Genomic DNA, 16,999 nt, shown 5'->3' on the forward strand with positions numbered 1-16,999 from the left:
CCTTGGAGGGAAAGCGCCAGGCCGGGAAAGGTTCGCACCGGCCGGAGCGCCATGCCGCCTTGCCGCTCGTGGCGGAGCAGCCGTGCCGCCTGGCGCGCTTCAGCGAGGTTCGACGATGGGTGCTTTAAAGCGCCGCGCTGATCTGGGCGGCCAGGGCCTTCAGATCCTCGGCATCGGCCATGTCGCCGCCGTGACGGCCCAGAGCCTCGCCCTCGTAGCGGGGGATGACGTGGAAGTGCAGGTGGAAGACGGTCTGGCCGGCCGGCGCGCCGTTGAACTGGGTGACGACCACGCCATCGGGCTTCAGGGCCTGCGTCACCGCCCGGGCCGCCTTCTGCACCGCGCCGATCAGCCGGCCCAGGGTCTTGGGCTCGGCCTCCAGCACATTGCGCGCCCTGGAGGTCTTGGAGATCACCAGCAGGTGCCCCTTCGACTGCGGGAAGGCGTCCATGAAGGCCAAGACCTCGTCGTCCTCGAACACCTTTACGCTCGGGATCTCGCCGCGGACGATCTTGGCGAAGATGTTGTCCGGGTCGTAGGTTCCGTTGAGGCTCATGACCATCTCCATTGCGTGGGACAGGCTCTAGCAAACCAGGGAGGCGGCGCAAGCGTGGGCAAGACCGACGAAACGGGCCAGGGCCTGACAGAACGCCAGAAGAAGTGGTTCGCCTCGGTCCAGGCGAGCCTGGAGCGCGACACCGGCAAGACGCTGGAACAGTGGGTCGAGATCGTCCGCCGCGACTGCAACGAGACCCGGCCCAAGGCCCGCGTCGACTGGTTGAAGGCCAGCCACGGACTAGGCGTGAACCGCGCCGCCTACATACTGGGCGCGGCCTTCCCCTCGGAACTGGGCTGGGACGACGCCGAGGGCCTGCGCGCGGCGCTGTGGACCGACCCGGCCTCGACCGCGATCCTGGCGGCGATCGAGGCGGCCGTCGCCGATTTCCCGGGCCTCGTCACCGGCCAACGCAAGGCCTTCACGGCCTGGTCCGGCAAGGTGCAGTTCGCCGCCGCCAAACCGGTGAAGGGCGGGACAGTGTCGCTTGGCCTGGCGCTGACCCCGGACGCCTCTCCTCGCCTGTCCGAGCCCAGGAACGAGAGCTGGTCGGAACGGCTGAAGGCCAAGCTGGCCCTGGCCTCGCCGGCCGAGGTCGACGACGAGGTCAGGGCGCTGCTGAAGGCGGCCCGGGATCGCTCCTGACGGAACGACGGGCTCCATCCTCCGTTGGCTAGATCCAACGTGGGAGATGACGATGTCCAACGACGCCGAGCTGAAAGCCAAGTTCTGGAAGGCCCTGAAATCCGACCGCACCGCCCTGATCGGCCTGCGTGACGCCGAGGGCGGTCGCGCCCAGCCCATGACCTTCGTCCTCGATGGTGACGAAACCAAAGCCGCCTGGATCTTCAGCGCCATCGACGTCGATCTCGTCAAGGAAGCCGGGCCGGGCGCCCCCGCGCTCGTCCATTTCGCCTCCAAGGGCCACGACCTTTTCGCCACCGTCGAAGGCCGCCTGGCCATCGAGACCGATCGCGAGATGGTCGAACGCCTGTGGAGCCCCTTCGTCGCGGCCTGGTACGAGGGTAAAGACGACCCCAAGCTACGCTTGTTGCGCTTCGAGCCCGGCCTGGCCCAGATCTGGCTGAACGAGAACAGCCTGTTCGCCGGCGTGAAGTTGCTGCTCGGGATCGATCCGAAGAAGGACTACGAGGACAAGACAGCCGAGGTCAGGCTCTGAGCTTGTTCAGCCCTCCCGCCTGAAGGGCGAAAACTCCTCGGTGAGCATCACCATGTCCTCTTCCACGGCCTCGAGCTCGCGTTCCAGGTAGCGGGCCACGGCCTCGCGCAGGGCGGGGTCGGCGATCCAGTGGGCCGAGTAGACGGCGCTGGGCAGATAGCCGCGAGCGATCTTGTGCTGGCCTTGGGCGCCGGCCTCGACGCGCGGCAGGCCAAGCCGGATCGCATGCTCGATGGCCTGGTAGTAGCAGAGCTCGAAATGCAGGAACGGCACGTCCTCGGTGCAGCCCCAGTGGCGGCCATAGAGGCAGTCGCGGCCGATCAGGTTGAGGGCCCCGGCGATCCACGGACCGCCCGGCCGCCGCGCCAGGATCAGCAGCACCTTGTCGGCCATCCGCTCATGCAACAGCGCAAAGAACCGCCGGTTCACATAGGGCCGCCCCCACTTGCGGGCGCCGGTGTCCATGTAAAAGCCGAAGAAGGCGTCCCAGTGCTCGGCGGTAAGTTCCCCGCCGGTCAGGGCGACGATCTCCAGACCTTCCTGGGCGTCGCGACGCTCGCGGCGGATGGTCTTGCGGCGATTGGACGACAGGGCCGCCAGGAAGTCGTCGAACGTGGCGTAGCCGGCGTTCTCCCAGTGATACTGCTGGTCCTGCCGGCGCAGCATGCCGCGGTCGCCCATCCAGTCCCACTCGCCTTCCGTCGGGAAGGTCACGTGCAGCGACGAGGCGCCGATGCGCTCGCACAGGGTCAGGGCCCCGCCCAGCAGGGCCGAACGCGCCTCGTCCGGATCGACGTCCGGCCGGGTGATCAGGCGCGGACCGGTCACCGGCGAGAACGGCGCCGAGCACTGGAGCTTGGGATAATAGTTGCCCCCCGCCCGCTCGTAGGCGTCGGCCCAGGCGTGATCGAAGACGTATTCGCCCTGGCTGTGGCTCTTCAGATAGAGCGGCATCACTCCGGCTATGGCGCCGTCGGTGTCGGAGACGCTGACATGGTGCGGCGCCCAGCCTGTGCGGTCGGCCGCACAACCGCTCTCTTCGAGGATGTCGAGAAAGTCGAAGCTGACGAAAGGATCGCCGGACGCCCCGGCGCAGGCGTCCCAGGCCTGCCGGCCGATATCGGCGATGCGGCGGTGGACGCGCACCTCCGCCTTAAGCGAACTCACGCAGCGAAGCCCTCGAAGATCAGATTGTCGCAATGGTCCGAGACGGCGTCCCACTGCTCGGGCGAGCGCACCGTCCAGGCGACGATGGGCATGCCCTTGGCGCGGAAGACGTCGGCGCGCGGGCTGGGCAGCATGTCCAGGCCCAGGGCCAGGAAGTCCGGGCGCGCCAGCTCCACCTGTTCCAGGGCCGCCAGCGACTTGCGCAGTTCCGGCGCCAGCTTGCGGGCGTTCTCGTCGTTCCAGCCGTAGGAATCCAGGCCCCGCAGAACCTGCGGATTGTGGTCTGCAAACCAGGCGTGGGAATACGGGTTGAAGCCGATCACCGCGATCGGACCATTATGGTCGATCAGGATCTCCGAGACCTTCTTCTCCAGCTCGCCGACCTCGCCGAACGGGGTCTTCAGCTCGATCTGGACCATGGCGCGGTGACCGATCACCGCCAGGGCGTCGGCCAGGGTCGGGATGGTCTCGTCGGTTCCTGAGAGCTTCATCGCGCCGAGCTCGGCGGCGGTGTGGTCGCGCAGGCGCCCTTCGACGCCCGTCAGCCGCTCCAGGCGATCATCGTGGAAGACCACCGCCTGGCCGTCGGCCGTAAGCTGGACGTCCAGCTCGATGGAATAGCCCTTCGCGCAGGCGGCCTGGAAGGCGGCCAGCGAATTCTCGGGCGCGCCGCCCGGCGTCCACAGCCCCCGGTGCGCGATCGGCGGATCGAAGAGGCGCTCCCACGCCTCGCCGAACACCTCGGTACCGGGCCGCGGACGCGCGCGCATCAGAAGACCTCCACCACCGCGTCGACCTCGACGGCGAAGCCCAGCGGCAGCTTGTAGACACCCACGGCCGAGCGGGCGTGGCGGCCCGCGTCGCCAAACACCTCGACCATCAGGTCCGAGCAGCCGTTGATGACCTTGGGAATGTCGATGAAGTCGGGGCCGGCCTGTACGAAGCCGCCGAGCTTGACCACCCGGGCCACCTTGTCGAGGTCGCCGACGGCGGCCTTGATCTGGGCCAGCAGGTTTACGCCGCACAGCCGCGCGGCCTTCTGGGCGGTCTCCAGGTCGACATCGACGCCGACCGTGCCCTTGATGCCGCCGGTCGGATCGATCGAGATCTGGCCGGAGATGTGGACGAGGTTGCCCGAGCGCACGAACGGCACGTAGTTGGCCACCGGGGCGACCGGCTCCGGCAGCGTGATCCCCAGACCTGCCAGACGCTCTTCCACCTTCGACATTCAAACGCTCCCTTACCGAGAGCGCATGCTTAGCAAGGGCGAGCCTGCATACAAGAAAAAAGGCCCGGACGCGGGTCCGGGCCAAAGGCTGGGTAGATCAAGAAACGGCCCGCAAGCGGGGCCGTTCCGAATTTCGGATTAGCGAGCGGCCTGGAACTTCTCGACCGTAGCGGTGACGCGCTCGTTCAGCGGCTTCACCGAGTCCTTGATCGAGGCCGAGACGATCTCCGAAGCCTTGCTGACCTGGGCGATGTAGGCTTCCAGGGCCGACTTGGCCCAGGCGGTCTGCAGCTCGACGGCTTCCTGCACGCTCTTGGCGCCAGCCAGGGCCTTGGCGGCGGCGACTTGATCCTCGGCCGCCTTCTTCGAGTAGGCGAAGGCTTCGGCGCCCAGGGCTTCGGCGCCCTTGGTGGCGGCGGTCACCGAAGCGACGACGGCTTCGAGGTTCTTCTTGGAATGGACATTGGCTTCGGCCAGGGCGGCGAGGGACTTGTCGACACCATCCTTGAACGCTTGGTTGCTGGCGGTGGAGTACTGCTCGACGGTGCTCTTCAGGGTCTCGGTGACGGCCATGGGGAGGGCTCCTGGGCGGGTCATGGTGGGACGGCGCGGCCTTGTTTGGGTTTTCGGCCGCGATCCCGCGCCATGCGTTGGGACGACATGGTTTTCTCATGTTGCAGTGCAGCAGTCAAACGATTTTGTGCAGCGCACCATAACCCTAGGTGAAGCTGCCCCGCGCCATGAACGCCCAGGCAGCGAAGCGTTGCCGCAACGCCTAAGTTTTATCTTAATCTGCGGCGAAATCGCTCACCAGTTGTTTACTTTGGCGTAAGGCGACAACGCGCATGCTAGCTATCACGCGTGTGGCGGTGCGGAACCGCTCAGTTCAAATGACGGACGTTTGTCGCATGTTCGCCAAGCTTAACTCCGCCCGTCGCCTCCTCGTCGCCGCCGGCCTCGCCGCGGCTTCGCTGGTCGGCGTCGCTGCTCCCACCGTCGCTTCGGCTCAGATCCCGTACCTGCAGCTGAACGCCGCCGAACCCAAGTACGCGGCCATCGTGATCGACGCCAACTCGGGCGAGGTGCTGTACGACAAGCGCGCCGACAGCCCGCGCTATCCGGCCTCGGTCACCAAGGTGATGACGCTGTACCTGACCTTCGAGGCGCTCAGCGAGGGCCGCCTGAAGCTGACCGACCGCGTGCCGATCTCGCCGCGCGCCGCCGCCCAGGCCCCGACCAAGATGGGCCTGCGCCCGGGCGACAGCCTCAGCGTCGACGAGGCGATTCGCGCCATGGCCGTGAAGTCGGCCAACGACATCGCCACCGCCATGGCCGAGAAGCTGGGCGGCAGCGAAAGCCGCTTCGCCGCCCTGATGACCCTGCGGGGCCAGGAGCTGGGCATGCGCAACACCCGCTTCGTTAACGCCTCGGGCCTGCCCGACAGCCGCCAGATCAGCACCGCGCGCGATCTCGCCATCCTGTCGCGCGCCACGATGCGTGACTTTCCGCAGTACTATTCCTACTTCAGCCTCAAGGGCTTCGAATTCCGCGGCGGCTACATCCGCGGCCACAACCGCCTTCTCTCCAGCATGGAAGGCTTCGACGGCCTGAAGACCGGCTACACCAATGCGTCGGGCTACAACCTCGCCGGCTCGGCCGTGCGTGACGGCCGCCGCCTGATCGCCGTGGTCCTGGGCGGCTCGTCGACCGCATGGCGCGACAACAACATGGAAGACCTGCTGACCACCGGCTTCGACGTGATGCGCCGCCGCTCGCACGGCGAGCGCACCAGCATCGCCGCCAACCTGTACGAAGAAGATCCGACCGGCCCGATCATGCGCCCCTCGTCGGAAGAGGGCGATGGCGACCAGGCTGGCCTGAAGATCGTGCTGACCGACAATCCCAAGCCCGCGCCGGTGCGGGTGTCCCCCACCCTCAAGGCCGCCAAGGAATCCGTGAAGCCGGCTCCCAAGGCGACGCCGAAGAAGGCCAAGGGCGAATGGAGCGTCCAGGTCGGGGCCTTCCAGTCCAAGAGCCTCGCCAACAAGCAGCTGGGCATCGTCCGCGATCGCTTCACCAAGGCCGTGGCCGACGCCGAAGGCGCCGTGGTCAGCGCGGCGGGCGGCGCCTTCCGCGCCCAGTTCCAGGGCATGACCGCCGAGGCCGCCCGCGCCGCCTGCTCGGCGATCACCGCCAAGCGGCAGCCCTGCATGGTCATCGCCCCGCGCTGATCTCGGCGGAGCCGGAAACAAGAAAGCCGGCGGCCTTGCGGTCGCCGGCTTTTTCGTTTGCCTGTTTCTTCGCTGGAGGCGGGAAAGCCCCCTCACCGCCCCTTGAGCAACCGGTCCCGCGCCGCGTTCAGCTGGGCGGCCAGGCCCGCCGTGCCGCCCTTGTCGGGATGGGCAAGGCGGATCAGGCGGGCATAGGCGGCCTGGATCTCGTCGGGGCCGGCCTTTGCGTCGACACCGAGGATCGAACGGGCCTCGCCAGCCGACAGCTGCGGCTTGCTGGGCTCAGACACCTTGCGGATCACCGGACGCTGGCGGGCCGAGGTGGCGCACCACAGGCCCAGCACGCACAGCGCAAGGGTCGCTGGCCACTGACTGCGCACGCCCGCATAGGCGGCGGCGGCGAAGGCCGCGGCCGAGGCCACGCCGGCGCCGACGCGCCAGCCCTCGCCAGCGAAGAGCGGCTTGCGCTTGCCCCACAGCAGCCAGGCGACGACCACCGCGCCGAGGATCAGATAGAAGAGCATGCGCGGATCCGACGCCGCCCTATCGGTTTACTGGGCGGCGAGCAGAGTTTCGCCCGAGAACGCCGCCAGGCCAAGCGAGTGCATCAGGGCCCTCAGTTCCTGACGCGCGGCCAGGTGCTGCAGCGACACCGGCACCGGACGAACCTGGGTCGACAGGTCGGCGATGGTCAGGCCGAACGGGAACAGCTCGCGATAGATCACGCGATCGCGCAGGCCCGGACCCATGCGGAAGCCCACGCGCTTGGCCAGGGCCGTCAGGCGGTCTTCCAGGCGCTTGCGGTTACGGGCTTCGGTGGTGGCCAGGCGGTTGCGCAGCACCACCCAGTCCAGCGGCTGGCGCTGGCCGGCCATGGCGCGGGCCTTGCGGGCCTCCCAAACCGTCTGGGAGTAGAGGCTGGGCTTCTGCAGCTCCATGGTCACCGGGTCAACGTGGCCCAGCATGTCGAAGTCGACGAAGCTGTCGTTCATCGGCGTGACGATCAGGTCGGCCAGGCCATGGGCCATGCGCGTGATCTGGGTGTCGCCCCCGGGGGTGTCGATCAGCACGAAGTCGGCGACCTCGCGCGCGGCCAGGAACGCCTTCTCGAAGGCGGCGACCTGTTCGGCTTCCGACGCCGCCGCCAGGGCGATGTCGTCGTCGCTGAGACGGAAGGTCTGCGGCATCGGCAGCTTGACGTCGTTGCCGGCCAGCCAGGCCGCGCGGTTCTCGCAGAACCGCATGCTGGTGCACTGGCGCAGGTCCAGGTCCATGATCGCCACCCGGGCGCCGCCGTACAGCAGCGACGTCATGAGGTGCATAGCGATGGTGGACTTGCCGGCCCCGCCCTTTTCGTTGCCGACGACGATCACGCGCGTTTCGGCCATAGGCTTCTTCCTTCGTTCCACCCGACTCGGGCGAATCTAACCAAAATCTTAACGCGCATGAAACGCCCTGCGCGCTCCTAGCGTCAATCTTATGGCGCCCTGCGTCCACAGTCTCGGTGTCGCAGGTGGACCCGATGTCCCATATCGGCCATAAGCCGCCCGTCCGAACGCTCGTTTTTGCGTCGCAGCAGAGTTCCCCCGAAATGACCCGTATCGTCCGCACCGTCGCCGAATTGCGTGAGCAGGTCCGCGCCTGGAAGGCCGCCGGCGAGCAGGTGGGCCTGATCCCGACCATGGGCGCGCTGCACGAGGGCCACCTGTCGCTGGTCCGCCTGGCCCAGACCCGCGTGAAGCGCACCGTGGCCAGCGTCTTCGTCAATCCCAAGCAGTTCGCCCCGCACGAGGACTTCGACGCCTATCCGCGCGGCGAAGCCCGCGACGCCGAGCTTCTGGACAGCGCCGGCTGCGACCTGCTGTTCGCCCCGAACGCGGCCGAGATGTACCCCCAGGGCTTCTCCACGACGATCAACCTGACGGGCGTCTCCGAACCGCTTGAAGGCGCTGCCCGCCCGCAGTTCTTCGGCGGCGTGGCCACCGTCGTCACCAAGCTGCTGATCCAGGCGGAGCCGGACATCGCCCTCTTCGGCGAGAAGGATTACCAGCAACTCCAGGTCATCCGCCGCGTGACCCGCGATCTTGATCTGCCCGTCGAGATCGTCGGCGCCCCCACGGCCCGCGCAGAGGACGGCCTGGCCCTCTCCTCGCGCAACGCCTACCTGTCGCCGCAGGAGCGCGCCGCCGCAGTGGCCCTGCCCAACGCCATGAAGGCCGCCATCGCCGCCGTCCAGGCGGGCGAGCGCGTCGAGATGGCCGAGGCGGCCGGCAAGGCCGCCCTGGAAGCCGCCGGCTTCCGCCAGGTGGACTATTTCGATTTCCGCGACGCCGACGACCTTTCGCGTCTGGGCCCGGACGCCCTGCACGGCTCCAAGGCGCGCCTGCTGGCGGCCGCCTGGCTGGGCAAGACCCGCCTGATCGACAACATGGCCGCCTGAGGGTGCTCCTAGGCCTTGGTCACCAGGGCGACGCCGACGGCGCTCACCATCGCCAGGAACAGCAGACCCATGCCGAACGCCTATGGGCCAGTCGCATCTTCGCTCTCCCTAAGAAGGTCGAGCCAGGATCGTCGCACGCCTGGGCTGACGATCCGCTAAGCGATCACCAGGCGCCAAGCTCCCGGAGTTGGCGAGCCAGTTCCGGCGGCATGTCGGCGGCCTCGCCCTCGGTCAGGTCCGGCGGAGCATCCTCGGGCGCGAGGTAGCGCCAGCCCTGAAAAGCCCGGCGCGGCTGCGGCGCCACACGCACGATGGTCGGGTCGACCGTCACCTCGCAGCGCGCGTTCTGCCCCTCGCCCACCGTGTCGATGGCCAGGATGGTCTGGCGGCACAGCACCTGGCCCTTGAACACCCGGTACAGCGAGCCGCCGTCCAGGATTTCGCCGATCCGCTTGGGCGTCATCCGGGTGTGCATCACCCACGGATGGCCTTCCTTGTGCCAGGCGACGAGGTCGTCGATGTTGTCACAGCCGACGACCAGCTTGATCATGTGCAGGGCCATGGAGCCGATTTAGCGCGCTCTGTTCACGGCGCAAGCGCCAGCCGCCCACAACGAACTGACAACGCTATCATATAACCCCTAGGTCCCATTCCCGACCAATGATATCGGAGTCTCAGGGAAGAGACGGCGACCGTCGAAGCACGGCGCGATTTCGGGGGACGGGACCATGACGGCGGCTGAGCTCAGCGTTGTCTTCTTTTTGCAGATGTTCGTGATCATCGCGGTCAGCCGGCTGGTCGGCTGGCTCGCCAAGAAATATCTGGGCCAGCCTCAGGTCGTGGGCGAGATGATCGCCGGCGTGCTGCTGGGACCGTCGCTGTTCGGCCTGCTGGCGCCCGACATCCAGCACATGCTGTTCCCCAAGGATTCCAAGAGCGTCCTCTATGTCGGCGCCCAGATGGGCGTCGGGCTCTACATGTTCCTGGTGGGCCTCGGCTTCCAGGCCGACCACTTCAAGAGCAACGCCAAGAGCGCGGCGGCCGTGTCGCTGTCGGGCATGGCCGCGCCGTTCCTGGTCGCCGTGGCCATCGCGCCGTGGCTGCTGCACCTGGGCCTGTTCGGCAAGGGCATCGACACCTTCCAGGCCACGCTGTTCATGGGCGCGGCGATCTCGATTACCGCCTTCCCGATGCTGGCCCGCATCATCCACGAGCGCGGCCTGTCCAAGACGCCGCTGGGTACGCTGTCGCTGTCGGCGGGAGCCATCGACGACGCCGGCGCCTGGACGGTGCTGGCCGTCGTCCTTGCCACCTTCGGCGGCGGCCCGGCCGTGGCGATCAAGGCCATCGTCGGCGGCGCGGTCTTCGTCGCCTTCATGGTCACCCTGGGCCCGAAACTGCTGGCCCCGCTGGGCCGCTGGGCCGAGCGCGAAGGCAAGGTCACGCCCAACATACTGGGCGTCGTGGTCATGCTGTTCGCGCTGTGCGCCTGGGCGATGGACGCGGTGGGCATCCACGCGGTGTTCGGCGGCTTCATCCTGGGCACGGTGCTGCCGCGCGGCGTGCTCAGCCGCGAGGTCAAGAAGCAGCTGGAGCCGTTCGCGGTCGTGCTGCTGCTGCCGATGTTCTTCACCTTCTCGGGGCTGCATACACAGCTGACCATGGTCAACAGCTTCGGTCTGGTCGCCGTGACCCTGGTGATCCTGGCCGGCTCGATCCTGGCCAAGGGCGGCGCCTGCTGGGCCGCCGCGCGCCTGACCGGCCAGGACAACGCCACCGCCTGCGGCATCGGCGCCCTGATGAACGCCCGCGGCCTGATGGAGCTAATCATCATCAACATAGGCCTGCAGAAGGGCATCATCGGCCCGGCGCTATTCTCGATGCTGGTGCTGATGGCGATCATCACCACCCTGATGGCCAGCCCGCTGTTCGAGCTGCTGTACGGCAAGGCCGCGCGGGCCCGAGGCGAACTCGGGGCGCTGGACGAGAGCGAGGACGAGGCCAGCGAGCTGGCGAGACTGCCGGCGTAAGCTAGCCAATCTCCGTAAAATTCCCGCCTTCGCGCGGATTTTACGGAGATTAGCGCTCCGCCGCCTCCAGCCGCGCCAGCACCACGCCCTCGGCGACCTGGCCGCCGGCCACGGCGGTGAGTTCGCCGACCACGCCGTCGAACGGCGCGGCCAGGGCGTGCTCCATCTTCATGGCTTCCAGCACCAGCAGGGTCTGGCCCTTGGTCACGGCCTGGCCGGCCGAAACCGCCACCGACACCACCTTGCCCGGCATCGGCGACAGGATGGCCCCGTCCGACGCGGCGCCATGGGCGCCGCCGCCAACCTGGGGCGCGAAATCGAACTCGCGCACGTCGCCGCCCTCGAACACATAGAGCGGGTCGCGGCCGTAGACGCCGGGCAGCACGTCGACGTCGTCGAGCGGCCGGCCGTCCTCGACGGTGATGTCCCACGACCAGTCGTCGCCAGCGCCGGTCACCAGGCCCACCCGCAGCGGAACCCTGGCGCCGTCCACGGTGAGCGGCAGAGCCATGGCCGCGCGCGGCGCGCCCATGCGGAAGCCCAGCAGGCGCGAGGGCGCGCTGGCCCACGGATCGGCCTTGGGCTGGTCGGCGGCCATAAAGGTCTCGAGCCGCTGGCCGATGGCGGCCAGGGTCGGAGCGTCCGAGAACTGGCGCTCGGTCAGTTCGTCCAGGCGCGCGGCGATAAAGCCGGTGTCGATCGCACCCTCCACGAAGTCCGGATGACTGGCGCAGGCGGCCAGGAAGGCGGCGTTGGTCTTGACCGGATAGACCTCGACCAGCTTGCAGGCCTCGGCCAGGCGATGGGCCGCGTCCTCGCGGTCGACGCCGTGGGCGATCAGCTTGGCAATCATCGGATCGTAGAAAGGCGTGACCTCGCCGCCCTCCTCCACCGCGCTGTCGACCCGCACGTCACCCTCCGGCAGGCGGAAGTGCTTCAGCGGCCCGGTCGAGGGCAGGAAGCCGGTGGCGGGGTTCTCGGCATAGAGGCGCGCCTCCATGGCCCAGCCCTGCAGCTCGATCTCGTCCTGAGCCAGCGGCAGCGGCTCGCCCGAAGCGACGCGCAGCTGCCACTCCACCAGATCCTGACCGGTGACCATCTCGGTGACCGGATGCTCCACCTGCAGGCGGGTGTTCATCTCCATGAACCAGATGCGGTCGGCGCGCAGGCCTTCGCTGGCGTCGGCGATGAACTCCACCGTGCCCGCGCCCACATAGCCGACGGCCTGGGCGGCGCGCACGGCCGCGCCACAGACCGCTTCCCGAGTCTCCTCGTCCATGCCGGGGGCCGGAGCCTCCTCGATAACCTTCTGGTGGCGGCGCTGCAGCGAGCAATCGCGCTCGAACAGGTGGACGACGTCGCCGAACTGGTCGCCGAACACCTGCACCTCGATGTGGCGCGGGCGAGTGACCCACTTCTCCAGCAGCACGCGGTCATCGCCGAAGCTGGCGGCGGCCTCGCGGCGGCACGAGCCCAGGGCCTCGACGAAGTCTTCCGCGCGGTCGACCTTGCGCATGCCCTTGCCGCCGCCGCCGGCCACGGCCTTGATCAGCACGGGGAAGCCGATCTTGGCGGCTTCGGCGGTCAGGCGCTCCACCGACTGGTCGTCGCCCAGATAGCCTGGGGTGGTGGGCACGCCAGCCTCGATCATGAGCTTCTTGGCGGCGTCCTTCAGTCCCATGGCGCGGATCGCCGACGGCGGCGGGCCGATCCAGACCAGCCCTGCGTCGATCACCGCCTGTGCGAAGTCGGCGTTCTCGGAGAGGAAGCCATAGCCTGGGTGGATCGCCTCGGCGCCGGTCTGGCGGGCGGCGGCCAGGATCTTGGCGGGGTCGAGGTAGCTTTCACGGGCCGGCGAGCCGCCGATCAGGATGGCCATGTCGGCCTCCATCACGAAGGGGGCGTGGCTGTCGGCTTCCGAGTGGACGGCGACGGTGCGCACGCCCATCTCGCGCGCGGTGCGGATGATCCGGCGCGCGATCTCGCCGCGATTGGCGATCAGAACCGACTCGATCAACGCGTTCCTCCTAGGGGCGAGGCTGTTTTGGGCCAGCCTCTGTCGCATGCTTCGTTATCGGCCGAGGTTTATGCCCTAAAACATCGATAGGCCAGCACGACCTTTGCCGCACGCCGCGACAACGCCGCCAGCTTGCCCCCTGCCCTGGCCGTTGCAAAGCGCCGCCATGTCTTTCTAGATCGCGTCTCGTAGCGCGTCGCCTGGAGGAAGCATGCCCATCGACACCTCGCGACGGGCGCTTGCCCTCGGGACCGCCGCCCTGGCGCTCCTCCCCACCACCGTCCGCGCCGAGCCGGCGCTGCGCCTGCCGAACATGCCGCTGCACGACCCGTTCATGGTCGCCGACGACGGGGCCGGGCTCTATCGGCTCTACACCTCCAACATCGCGCGGCTCAGCGGCACGCCGGGCCTGGGCGTGATGATGTATGTCAGCCGCAACCTGCTGAACTGGAAAAAGCCGCGCTGCGTGTTCCAAGCGCCGACCACGGCCTGGTTCAAGGGCGGAGCCTGGGCGCCGGAGGTCCACCAGTGGCGAGGCCGCTGGCTCATCTTCGCCACCTTCCACGACGAGGCCGCCCTCCTGCCGCCGGTCGGCAAGCGCAAACCCTACCGGCGCGGCACGATCCTGGCCGTGGCCGACAGCCCCGAAGGCCCGTTTACCGTCGTCCGCGACGGCGAGCCGGTCGCGCCGAAAGAACTGATGACGCTGGACGGCACGCTCTACGTCGCCCCCGACGGGCGGCCCTGGTATGTCTATTCGCGCGAGTGGCTGCAGGTGGGCGACGGGGCCATCGAGGCCCTGCCCCTGACCGACGACCTGGCGGCCGCCGGACCGCGCCGCACGCTGTTCACCGCCAGCCAGGCGCCATGGGCCGACGGCAAGAAGCAGCCCGAGGGCGATCTGGCCTACGTCACCGACGGCCCGCAGCTGTTCACGAGCAAGACCGGCCAACTTCTGATGCTGTGGTCCAGCTACGACAAGAACGGCTACGTCCAGTCGCAGGCGCGCTCGAAGAGCGGAACGATCGAGGGTCCTTGGGAACAGCTGCCGCCGCTGGTCCGCCACGACAGCGGCCACGGCATGCTGTTCCACCGCTTCGACGGCCAGCTGATGATGGTGGTCCACCGCCCGTTCAAGAACGCCCGCGGCAAGCTCTACGAGATGCGCGACGCGGGCGATCGGCTGGAGATCGTCAGGCAGCGGACAGATCTGGACGGGGATCCCGAACCCCTCTCTCTTTGAGAGAGGCTTTTTCGTACGCCACCCGGAAGCCCACGTGCGATGTTCCGATGCCCTCCTCCTGCGCCTGCCAGGCGGCGGGCCGGAAGTTGGCGCAGTAGTTGAAGGCGCAGAGGAACGAGCCGCCCTTGATCAGGCGCTCGACGCCCGAGGTTCCGGCGGGGCTGGCCGTCCACTCCCAGACGTTGCCGATCATGTCGACGAGGCCGAAGGCGTTGGGCGAGAAGCAGCCGACCGGCGCCAGGCCCGTGAAGTGGTCTTCGTCTGCCTGGGCCAGCGGAAACTCGCCCTGCCAGGTGTTGGCCGTGGGTTTGCCGTCGTCGTCATAGGCCCAGGCCTGGGGCGCGCGCGGACCGGCCTGGTCGCCGCGCGCGGCGCGCTCCCACTCGGCTTCGGTCGGCAGGCGTCCGCCGGCCCAGCGGGCGTAGGCGGCCGCGTCGGCATAGGCCACGTGCACCACCGGCTCGTCGGCATGGGCCAGGTCGTCGGCCCCGCCGCCGTGCGGCCGGCGCCAGTTGGCGCGCGGCGTCAGCTTCCACCACTGGCCCGCGTCGTCGAGGCCGGAGGCCAGATGTTCGGGCTGGACGAACGCCGCCGAGGCTCCGTCCCGCTCGGCCTGGGTTACGTAGCCGGTGGCGTCGACGAAGGCGGCGAACTGGCGGTTGGTCACCTCGTGGCGATCCAGCCAGAAGCCCTCGACTGCCACCACCCTGCCCGGCCGCCCCGGACCGTCCTCGCCCAGCGACACCTCGCCGGCGGGAATGAAGGCGCGACCTTCCCGGGTCTTGCAGGCGCCGGCGGGCGCGGCGCGGATCGCCGCCACGTCGACGCCGGACGGATCGGCGGTCGTGAAGCCGCCGGCCGAAAGGCCCGCGACCAACGCGACCACCGCCGCCGCAGGAAGGCCGCGCCGCATCAGCGCGCGCCGGCCTTTGCGGGCGCGGCCGCACCGGTGGCCGGCTGCGGCGGCGGCAGGACCACGCCGTTCTGCTCGGCGTAGCGGTTCCAGGCCTCGACCAGTTCCTTCAGCTTGGCCGGCTGGCTGGACGCCAGGTCGAGGGCCTCGGCCGGGTCGCTCTTGAGGTTGAAGAGCTGCCAGTTGGCCGGCAGCACCGCCTCGCGCGAATAGGCCGCCCCGCCCGGCGCGCTGGGCAGGTAGACTGCCTTCCAATCGCCCTGGCGGACGGCCCGGCGGAAGAACAGCTCCCAATTCACCAGGTCCTGCGGACCGCGCACGACGGCGTCGGGGCTCGCCAGCGCGGCGACCCACGAACGGCCGATGGCCGGGGCGACGGCGCGGCCGCGATAGGTTTCGGGACGCTTCACCCCGGCCAGTTCCAGCACCGTGGCCTCGACGTCGGACACGTGGGCCAGGGAGTCGACGATGCGGCCGTCGCCCTTTACGCCGGGGCCCTCGACGATGGCCGGCGTATGGATGCCGCCCTCCGTGGTGTAGCCCTTGACCTGGCGGGTCGGGGCGGTGGCCGCCTGCGCCCAGCCGGGGCCGTAGCCCACGTGCGAGGAGCCCGCGCCCAGGTTGTCGAAGCTGTTGTCGATGCCCAGCGTGGCGATCTTGGCAGGGTCGGCGACGCCGCGCACGGTGTCGATGCGGCTGCCCTCGGCGCCGTTGTCCGACAGGAAGACGATGACGGTGTTGTCGTACTGGCCCGAGGCCTTCAGCGCCGCGACCACCTTGCCGATGTTCTGATCCATGCGGTCGACCATGGCCGCGTAGATCTCCATGCGGCGCGACTGGTCCTTTTTCTGCTCGGGGCTCAGCGAGCTCCAGGCCGGAGTGTCGATGAACGGGTGCGGCTTGACGTCCTTGGGCACGAGGCCCAGCGCCTTGAGCTTGGCCAGACGCTGCTCGCGCAGCACCTCGTAGCCGGCGTCGTAGCGGCCCTTGTACTTGGCGATGGTCTCAGGCGGAGCCTGCAGCGGCCAGTGCGGCTCGGTGAAGGTCAGATAGGCGAAGAACGGCCGGCTATCACCCGCGCCCTCGCGGATGAACTGGGCCATCTTGTCGCCGTAGAAGTCGGCCGAATAGACGCCCTTGGGATAGGTCACCACCTTGCCGTCCTCGCGGAAGGTCGAGGCCGCGCCCGCGGCTTTGTAGGCCTCGGTCTGGTCCTCGCCGAAGTGGTTCTGCAGGCCCTGCAGCAGGGCGTAGGAGCGCTCGAAGCCGCGCGCCGTCGGCGACTGGTCGTCGGCCAAACCGAGGTGCCACTTGCCGGCCATCAGGGTGCGGTAGCCGCTGTCGCGCAGCAGTTCGGCGACGGTCACCGAGCGCTCGTTGAGATAGCCCTCGTAGCCCGGCCGTCCCTTCTGCCCCGGCGTCAGCACCTCGGCCATCGAGCCCAGGCCCACCTGGTGGTTGTCCGAGCCTGTCATCAGCATCGAGCGGGTCGGCGAGCAGGTCGGGGCGGTGTGGAAACCCGACAGCCGCACGCCAGCCTTGGCCAGGGCGTCGAGATTCGGCGTCTCGATCTCGCCGCCGAAGGCGCCGAGATCAGAATAGCCCAAGTCATCGGCGACAATGACCAAGAAGTTCGGACGCTTCTCGACCGCCCGCGTCGCGGCCGGAGTTGCAGGCTCGGCGGCGTGGGCGAGGCCGCCCGCGAGGCTGGCGGCGGCGATCAGGGCGCCGGCCAGCAGCCGTGCGCGCAGGGTCGTTCGATGGGTCTTCATGACGCTTCCCTCGTGTTCTCCCTTCCCCCTAAGGCCTGCAAGGCCGAGCGCTCTTACGACAATTTCGAAACGCCCTGTTGAGAATTTCTGTAATGCCGATCGGAGTAGTTGGGATTTAAAGCTCCCTCCGCACCGCAACGACGACGCATCGGCGAAGGGCCCGCCGACGCGTCACTGATCGTCGTTTTCTGCGGTTGTTCTTGCCGTTTATGGGGGCTCCTC

At 68.6% G+C, this 16,999-nt stretch carries 17 protein-coding genes; 6 read left to right on the forward strand and 11 right to left on the reverse strand.

Translation table 11 applies throughout. From position 1 onward, the window contains the following. Positions 1-124: 124 nt before the first annotated feature. Positions 125-556, reverse strand: coding sequence for an HIT family protein (locus DDF67_RS00575; protein ID WP_109099065.1), 432 nt, complete (start codon positions 554-556; stop codon positions 125-127). Between the two features lie 54 nt (positions 557-610). Between DDF67_RS00575 and DDF67_RS00580 the strand changes: the two genes are divergently transcribed. Further along, the gene (locus DDF67_RS00580) at positions 611-1,201 is read left to right on the forward strand and encodes a DUF4287 domain-containing protein (RefSeq protein ID WP_109099039.1); all 591 of its coding nucleotides are present in this window, start codon (positions 611-613) and stop codon (positions 1,199-1,201) included. Between the two features lie 52 nt (positions 1,202-1,253). Further along, entirely contained in the window at positions 1,254-1,736 is a 483-nt protein-coding gene (locus DDF67_RS00585) for a pyridoxamine 5'-phosphate oxidase family protein (protein WP_109099040.1), read from the forward strand. A 6-nt stretch (positions 1,737-1,742) separates the two neighbouring features. Here DDF67_RS00585 and DDF67_RS00590 read toward each other — a convergent pair whose 3' ends face one another. From DDF67_RS00590 to DDF67_RS00605, 4 genes are all read right to left on the reverse strand, one after another. Then, positions 1,743-2,903 (reverse strand): GNAT family N-acetyltransferase, encoded by a 1,161-nt coding sequence (locus DDF67_RS00590; protein WP_109099041.1) that lies wholly within the window; start codon positions 2,901-2,903, stop codon positions 1,743-1,745. Then, positions 2,900-3,673 carry a glycerophosphodiester phosphodiesterase gene (locus DDF67_RS00595; protein ID WP_109099042.1) on the reverse strand — a complete coding sequence of 258 codons (774 nt, stop codon included), beginning with the start codon at positions 3,671-3,673 and terminating at the stop codon, positions 2,900-2,902. The genes DDF67_RS00590 and DDF67_RS00595 overlap by 4 nt, the downstream gene beginning before the upstream one ends. After that, the gene (locus DDF67_RS00600; protein ID WP_109099043.1) at positions 3,673-4,131 is read right to left on the reverse strand and encodes a RidA family protein; all 459 of its coding nucleotides are present in this window, start codon (positions 4,129-4,131) and stop codon (positions 3,673-3,675) included. The genes DDF67_RS00595 and DDF67_RS00600 overlap by 1 nt, the downstream gene beginning before the upstream one ends. Positions 4,132-4,269: 138 nt before the next feature. Further along, positions 4,270-4,704 (reverse strand): phasin family protein, encoded by a 435-nt coding sequence (locus DDF67_RS00605; protein ID WP_109099044.1) that lies wholly within the window; start codon positions 4,702-4,704, stop codon positions 4,270-4,272. 335 nt (positions 4,705-5,039) lie between these two features. Between DDF67_RS00605 and DDF67_RS00610 the strand changes: the two genes are divergently transcribed. Next, a complete protein-coding gene (locus DDF67_RS00610) occupies positions 5,040-6,362 on the forward strand; it encodes a D-alanyl-D-alanine carboxypeptidase family protein (protein ID WP_109099045.1) in 1,323 nt (440 codons plus the stop codon). Between the two features lie 92 nt (positions 6,363-6,454). Here DDF67_RS00610 and DDF67_RS00615 read toward each other — a convergent pair whose 3' ends face one another. Next, positions 6,455-6,886 carry a J domain-containing protein gene (locus DDF67_RS00615; protein ID WP_109099046.1) on the reverse strand — a complete coding sequence of 144 codons (432 nt, stop codon included), beginning with the start codon at positions 6,884-6,886 and terminating at the stop codon, positions 6,455-6,457. A 27-nt stretch (positions 6,887-6,913) separates the two neighbouring features. After that, a complete protein-coding gene (gene mipZ / locus DDF67_RS00620; RefSeq protein WP_101719620.1) occupies positions 6,914-7,750 on the reverse strand; it encodes a division plane-positioning ATPase MipZ in 837 nt (278 codons plus the stop codon). 203 nt (positions 7,751-7,953) lie between these two features. On the opposite strand from mipZ, the gene panC reads away from it, so the two are divergent. Continuing rightward, on the forward strand, positions 7,954-8,802 hold the full coding sequence (gene panC, locus DDF67_RS00625; RefSeq protein ID WP_109099047.1) for a pantoate--beta-alanine ligase: 849 nt from the start codon (positions 7,954-7,956) through the stop codon (positions 8,800-8,802). A 163-nt stretch (positions 8,803-8,965) separates the two neighbouring features. Here the strand turns inward: panC and DDF67_RS00630 are convergent, their stop codons facing one another. Then, entirely contained in the window at positions 8,966-9,364 is a 399-nt protein-coding gene (locus tag DDF67_RS00630; protein ID WP_109099048.1) for a DUF1489 family protein, read from the reverse strand. Between the two features lie 166 nt (positions 9,365-9,530). Here DDF67_RS00630 and DDF67_RS00635 point away from each other — a divergent pair, with 166 nt between their 5' ends. Further along, positions 9,531-10,832 carry a cation:proton antiporter gene (locus DDF67_RS00635; protein ID WP_109099049.1) on the forward strand — a complete coding sequence of 434 codons (1,302 nt, stop codon included), beginning with the start codon at positions 9,531-9,533 and terminating at the stop codon, positions 10,830-10,832. A gap of 49 nt (positions 10,833-10,881) precedes the next feature. Here the strand turns inward: DDF67_RS00635 and DDF67_RS00640 are convergent, their stop codons facing one another. Next, positions 10,882-12,849: an acetyl/propionyl/methylcrotonyl-CoA carboxylase subunit alpha gene (locus tag DDF67_RS00640; RefSeq protein ID WP_109099050.1), complete on the reverse strand. Its 1,968-nt coding sequence runs from the start codon at positions 12,847-12,849 to the stop codon at positions 10,882-10,884. Between the two features lie 211 nt (positions 12,850-13,060). Here DDF67_RS00640 and DDF67_RS00645 point away from each other — a divergent pair, with 211 nt between their 5' ends. Continuing rightward, complete coding sequence (locus tag DDF67_RS00645) at positions 13,061-14,092, forward strand: glycoside hydrolase family 43 protein (protein ID WP_109099051.1); 1,032 nt, start codon at positions 13,061-13,063, stop codon at positions 14,090-14,092. On the opposite strand, the gene DDF67_RS00650 is transcribed toward DDF67_RS00645, so the two are convergent. Beyond that, a complete protein-coding gene (locus DDF67_RS00650) occupies positions 14,043-15,005 on the reverse strand; it encodes an SUMF1/EgtB/PvdO family nonheme iron enzyme (RefSeq protein ID WP_109099052.1) in 963 nt (320 codons plus the stop codon). The two genes, DDF67_RS00645 and DDF67_RS00650, sit on opposite strands and share 50 nt — an antisense overlap. Then, on the reverse strand, positions 15,005-16,777 hold the full coding sequence (locus DDF67_RS00655) for an arylsulfatase (RefSeq protein WP_109099053.1): 1,773 nt from the start codon (positions 16,775-16,777) through the stop codon (positions 15,005-15,007). Before DDF67_RS00655 ends, DDF67_RS00650 begins: the two co-directional genes overlap by 1 nt. Positions 16,778-16,999 lie beyond the last annotated feature (222 nt).

It is taken from the genome of Caulobacter endophyticus (assembly GCF_003116815.1).
Lineage (GTDB): Bacteria > Pseudomonadota > Alphaproteobacteria > Caulobacterales > Caulobacteraceae > Caulobacter > Caulobacter endophyticus.

Bases quoted from the DNA above. Each gene is read 5' to 3' on its own strand.
- DDF67_RS00575 (WP_109099065.1), bottom strand. From the start codon at position 556: ATGAGCCTCAACGGAACCTACGACCCGGACAACATCTTCGCCAAGATC.
- DDF67_RS00585 (WP_109099040.1), top strand. From the start codon at position 1,254: ATGTCCAACGACGCCGAGCTGAAAGCCAAGTTCTGGAAGGCCCTGAAA.
- DDF67_RS00595 (WP_109099042.1), bottom strand. From the start codon at position 3,673: ATGCGCGCGCGTCCGCGGCCCGGTACCGAGGTGTTCGGCGAGGCGTGG.
- DDF67_RS00600 (WP_109099043.1), bottom strand. From the start codon at position 4,131: ATGTCGAAGGTGGAAGAGCGTCTGGCAGGTCTGGGGATCACGCTGCCG.
- DDF67_RS00605 (WP_109099044.1), bottom strand. From the start codon at position 4,704: ATGGCCGTCACCGAGACCCTGAAGAGCACCGTCGAGCAGTACTCCACC.
- DDF67_RS00610 (WP_109099045.1), top strand. From the start codon at position 5,040: ATGTTCGCCAAGCTTAACTCCGCCCGTCGCCTCCTCGTCGCCGCCGGC.
- DDF67_RS00615 (WP_109099046.1), bottom strand. From the start codon at position 6,886: ATGCTCTTCTATCTGATCCTCGGCGCGGTGGTCGTCGCCTGGCTGCTG.
- mipZ (WP_101719620.1), bottom strand. From the start codon at position 7,750: ATGGCCGAAACGCGCGTGATCGTCGTCGGCAACGAAAAGGGCGGGGCC.
- panC (WP_109099047.1), top strand. From the start codon at position 7,954: ATGACCCGTATCGTCCGCACCGTCGCCGAATTGCGTGAGCAGGTCCGC.
- DDF67_RS00630 (WP_109099048.1), bottom strand. From the start codon at position 9,364: ATGGCCCTGCACATGATCAAGCTGGTCGTCGGCTGTGACAACATCGAC.
- DDF67_RS00635 (WP_109099049.1), top strand. From the start codon at position 9,531: ATGACGGCGGCTGAGCTCAGCGTTGTCTTCTTTTTGCAGATGTTCGTG.
- DDF67_RS00645 (WP_109099051.1), top strand. From the start codon at position 13,061: ATGCCCATCGACACCTCGCGACGGGCGCTTGCCCTCGGGACCGCCGCC.
- DDF67_RS00650 (WP_109099052.1), bottom strand. From the start codon at position 15,005: ATGCGGCGCGGCCTTCCTGCGGCGGCGGTGGTCGCGTTGGTCGCGGGC.
- DDF67_RS00655 (WP_109099053.1), bottom strand. From the start codon at position 16,777: ATGAAGACCCATCGAACGACCCTGCGCGCACGGCTGCTGGCCGGCGCC.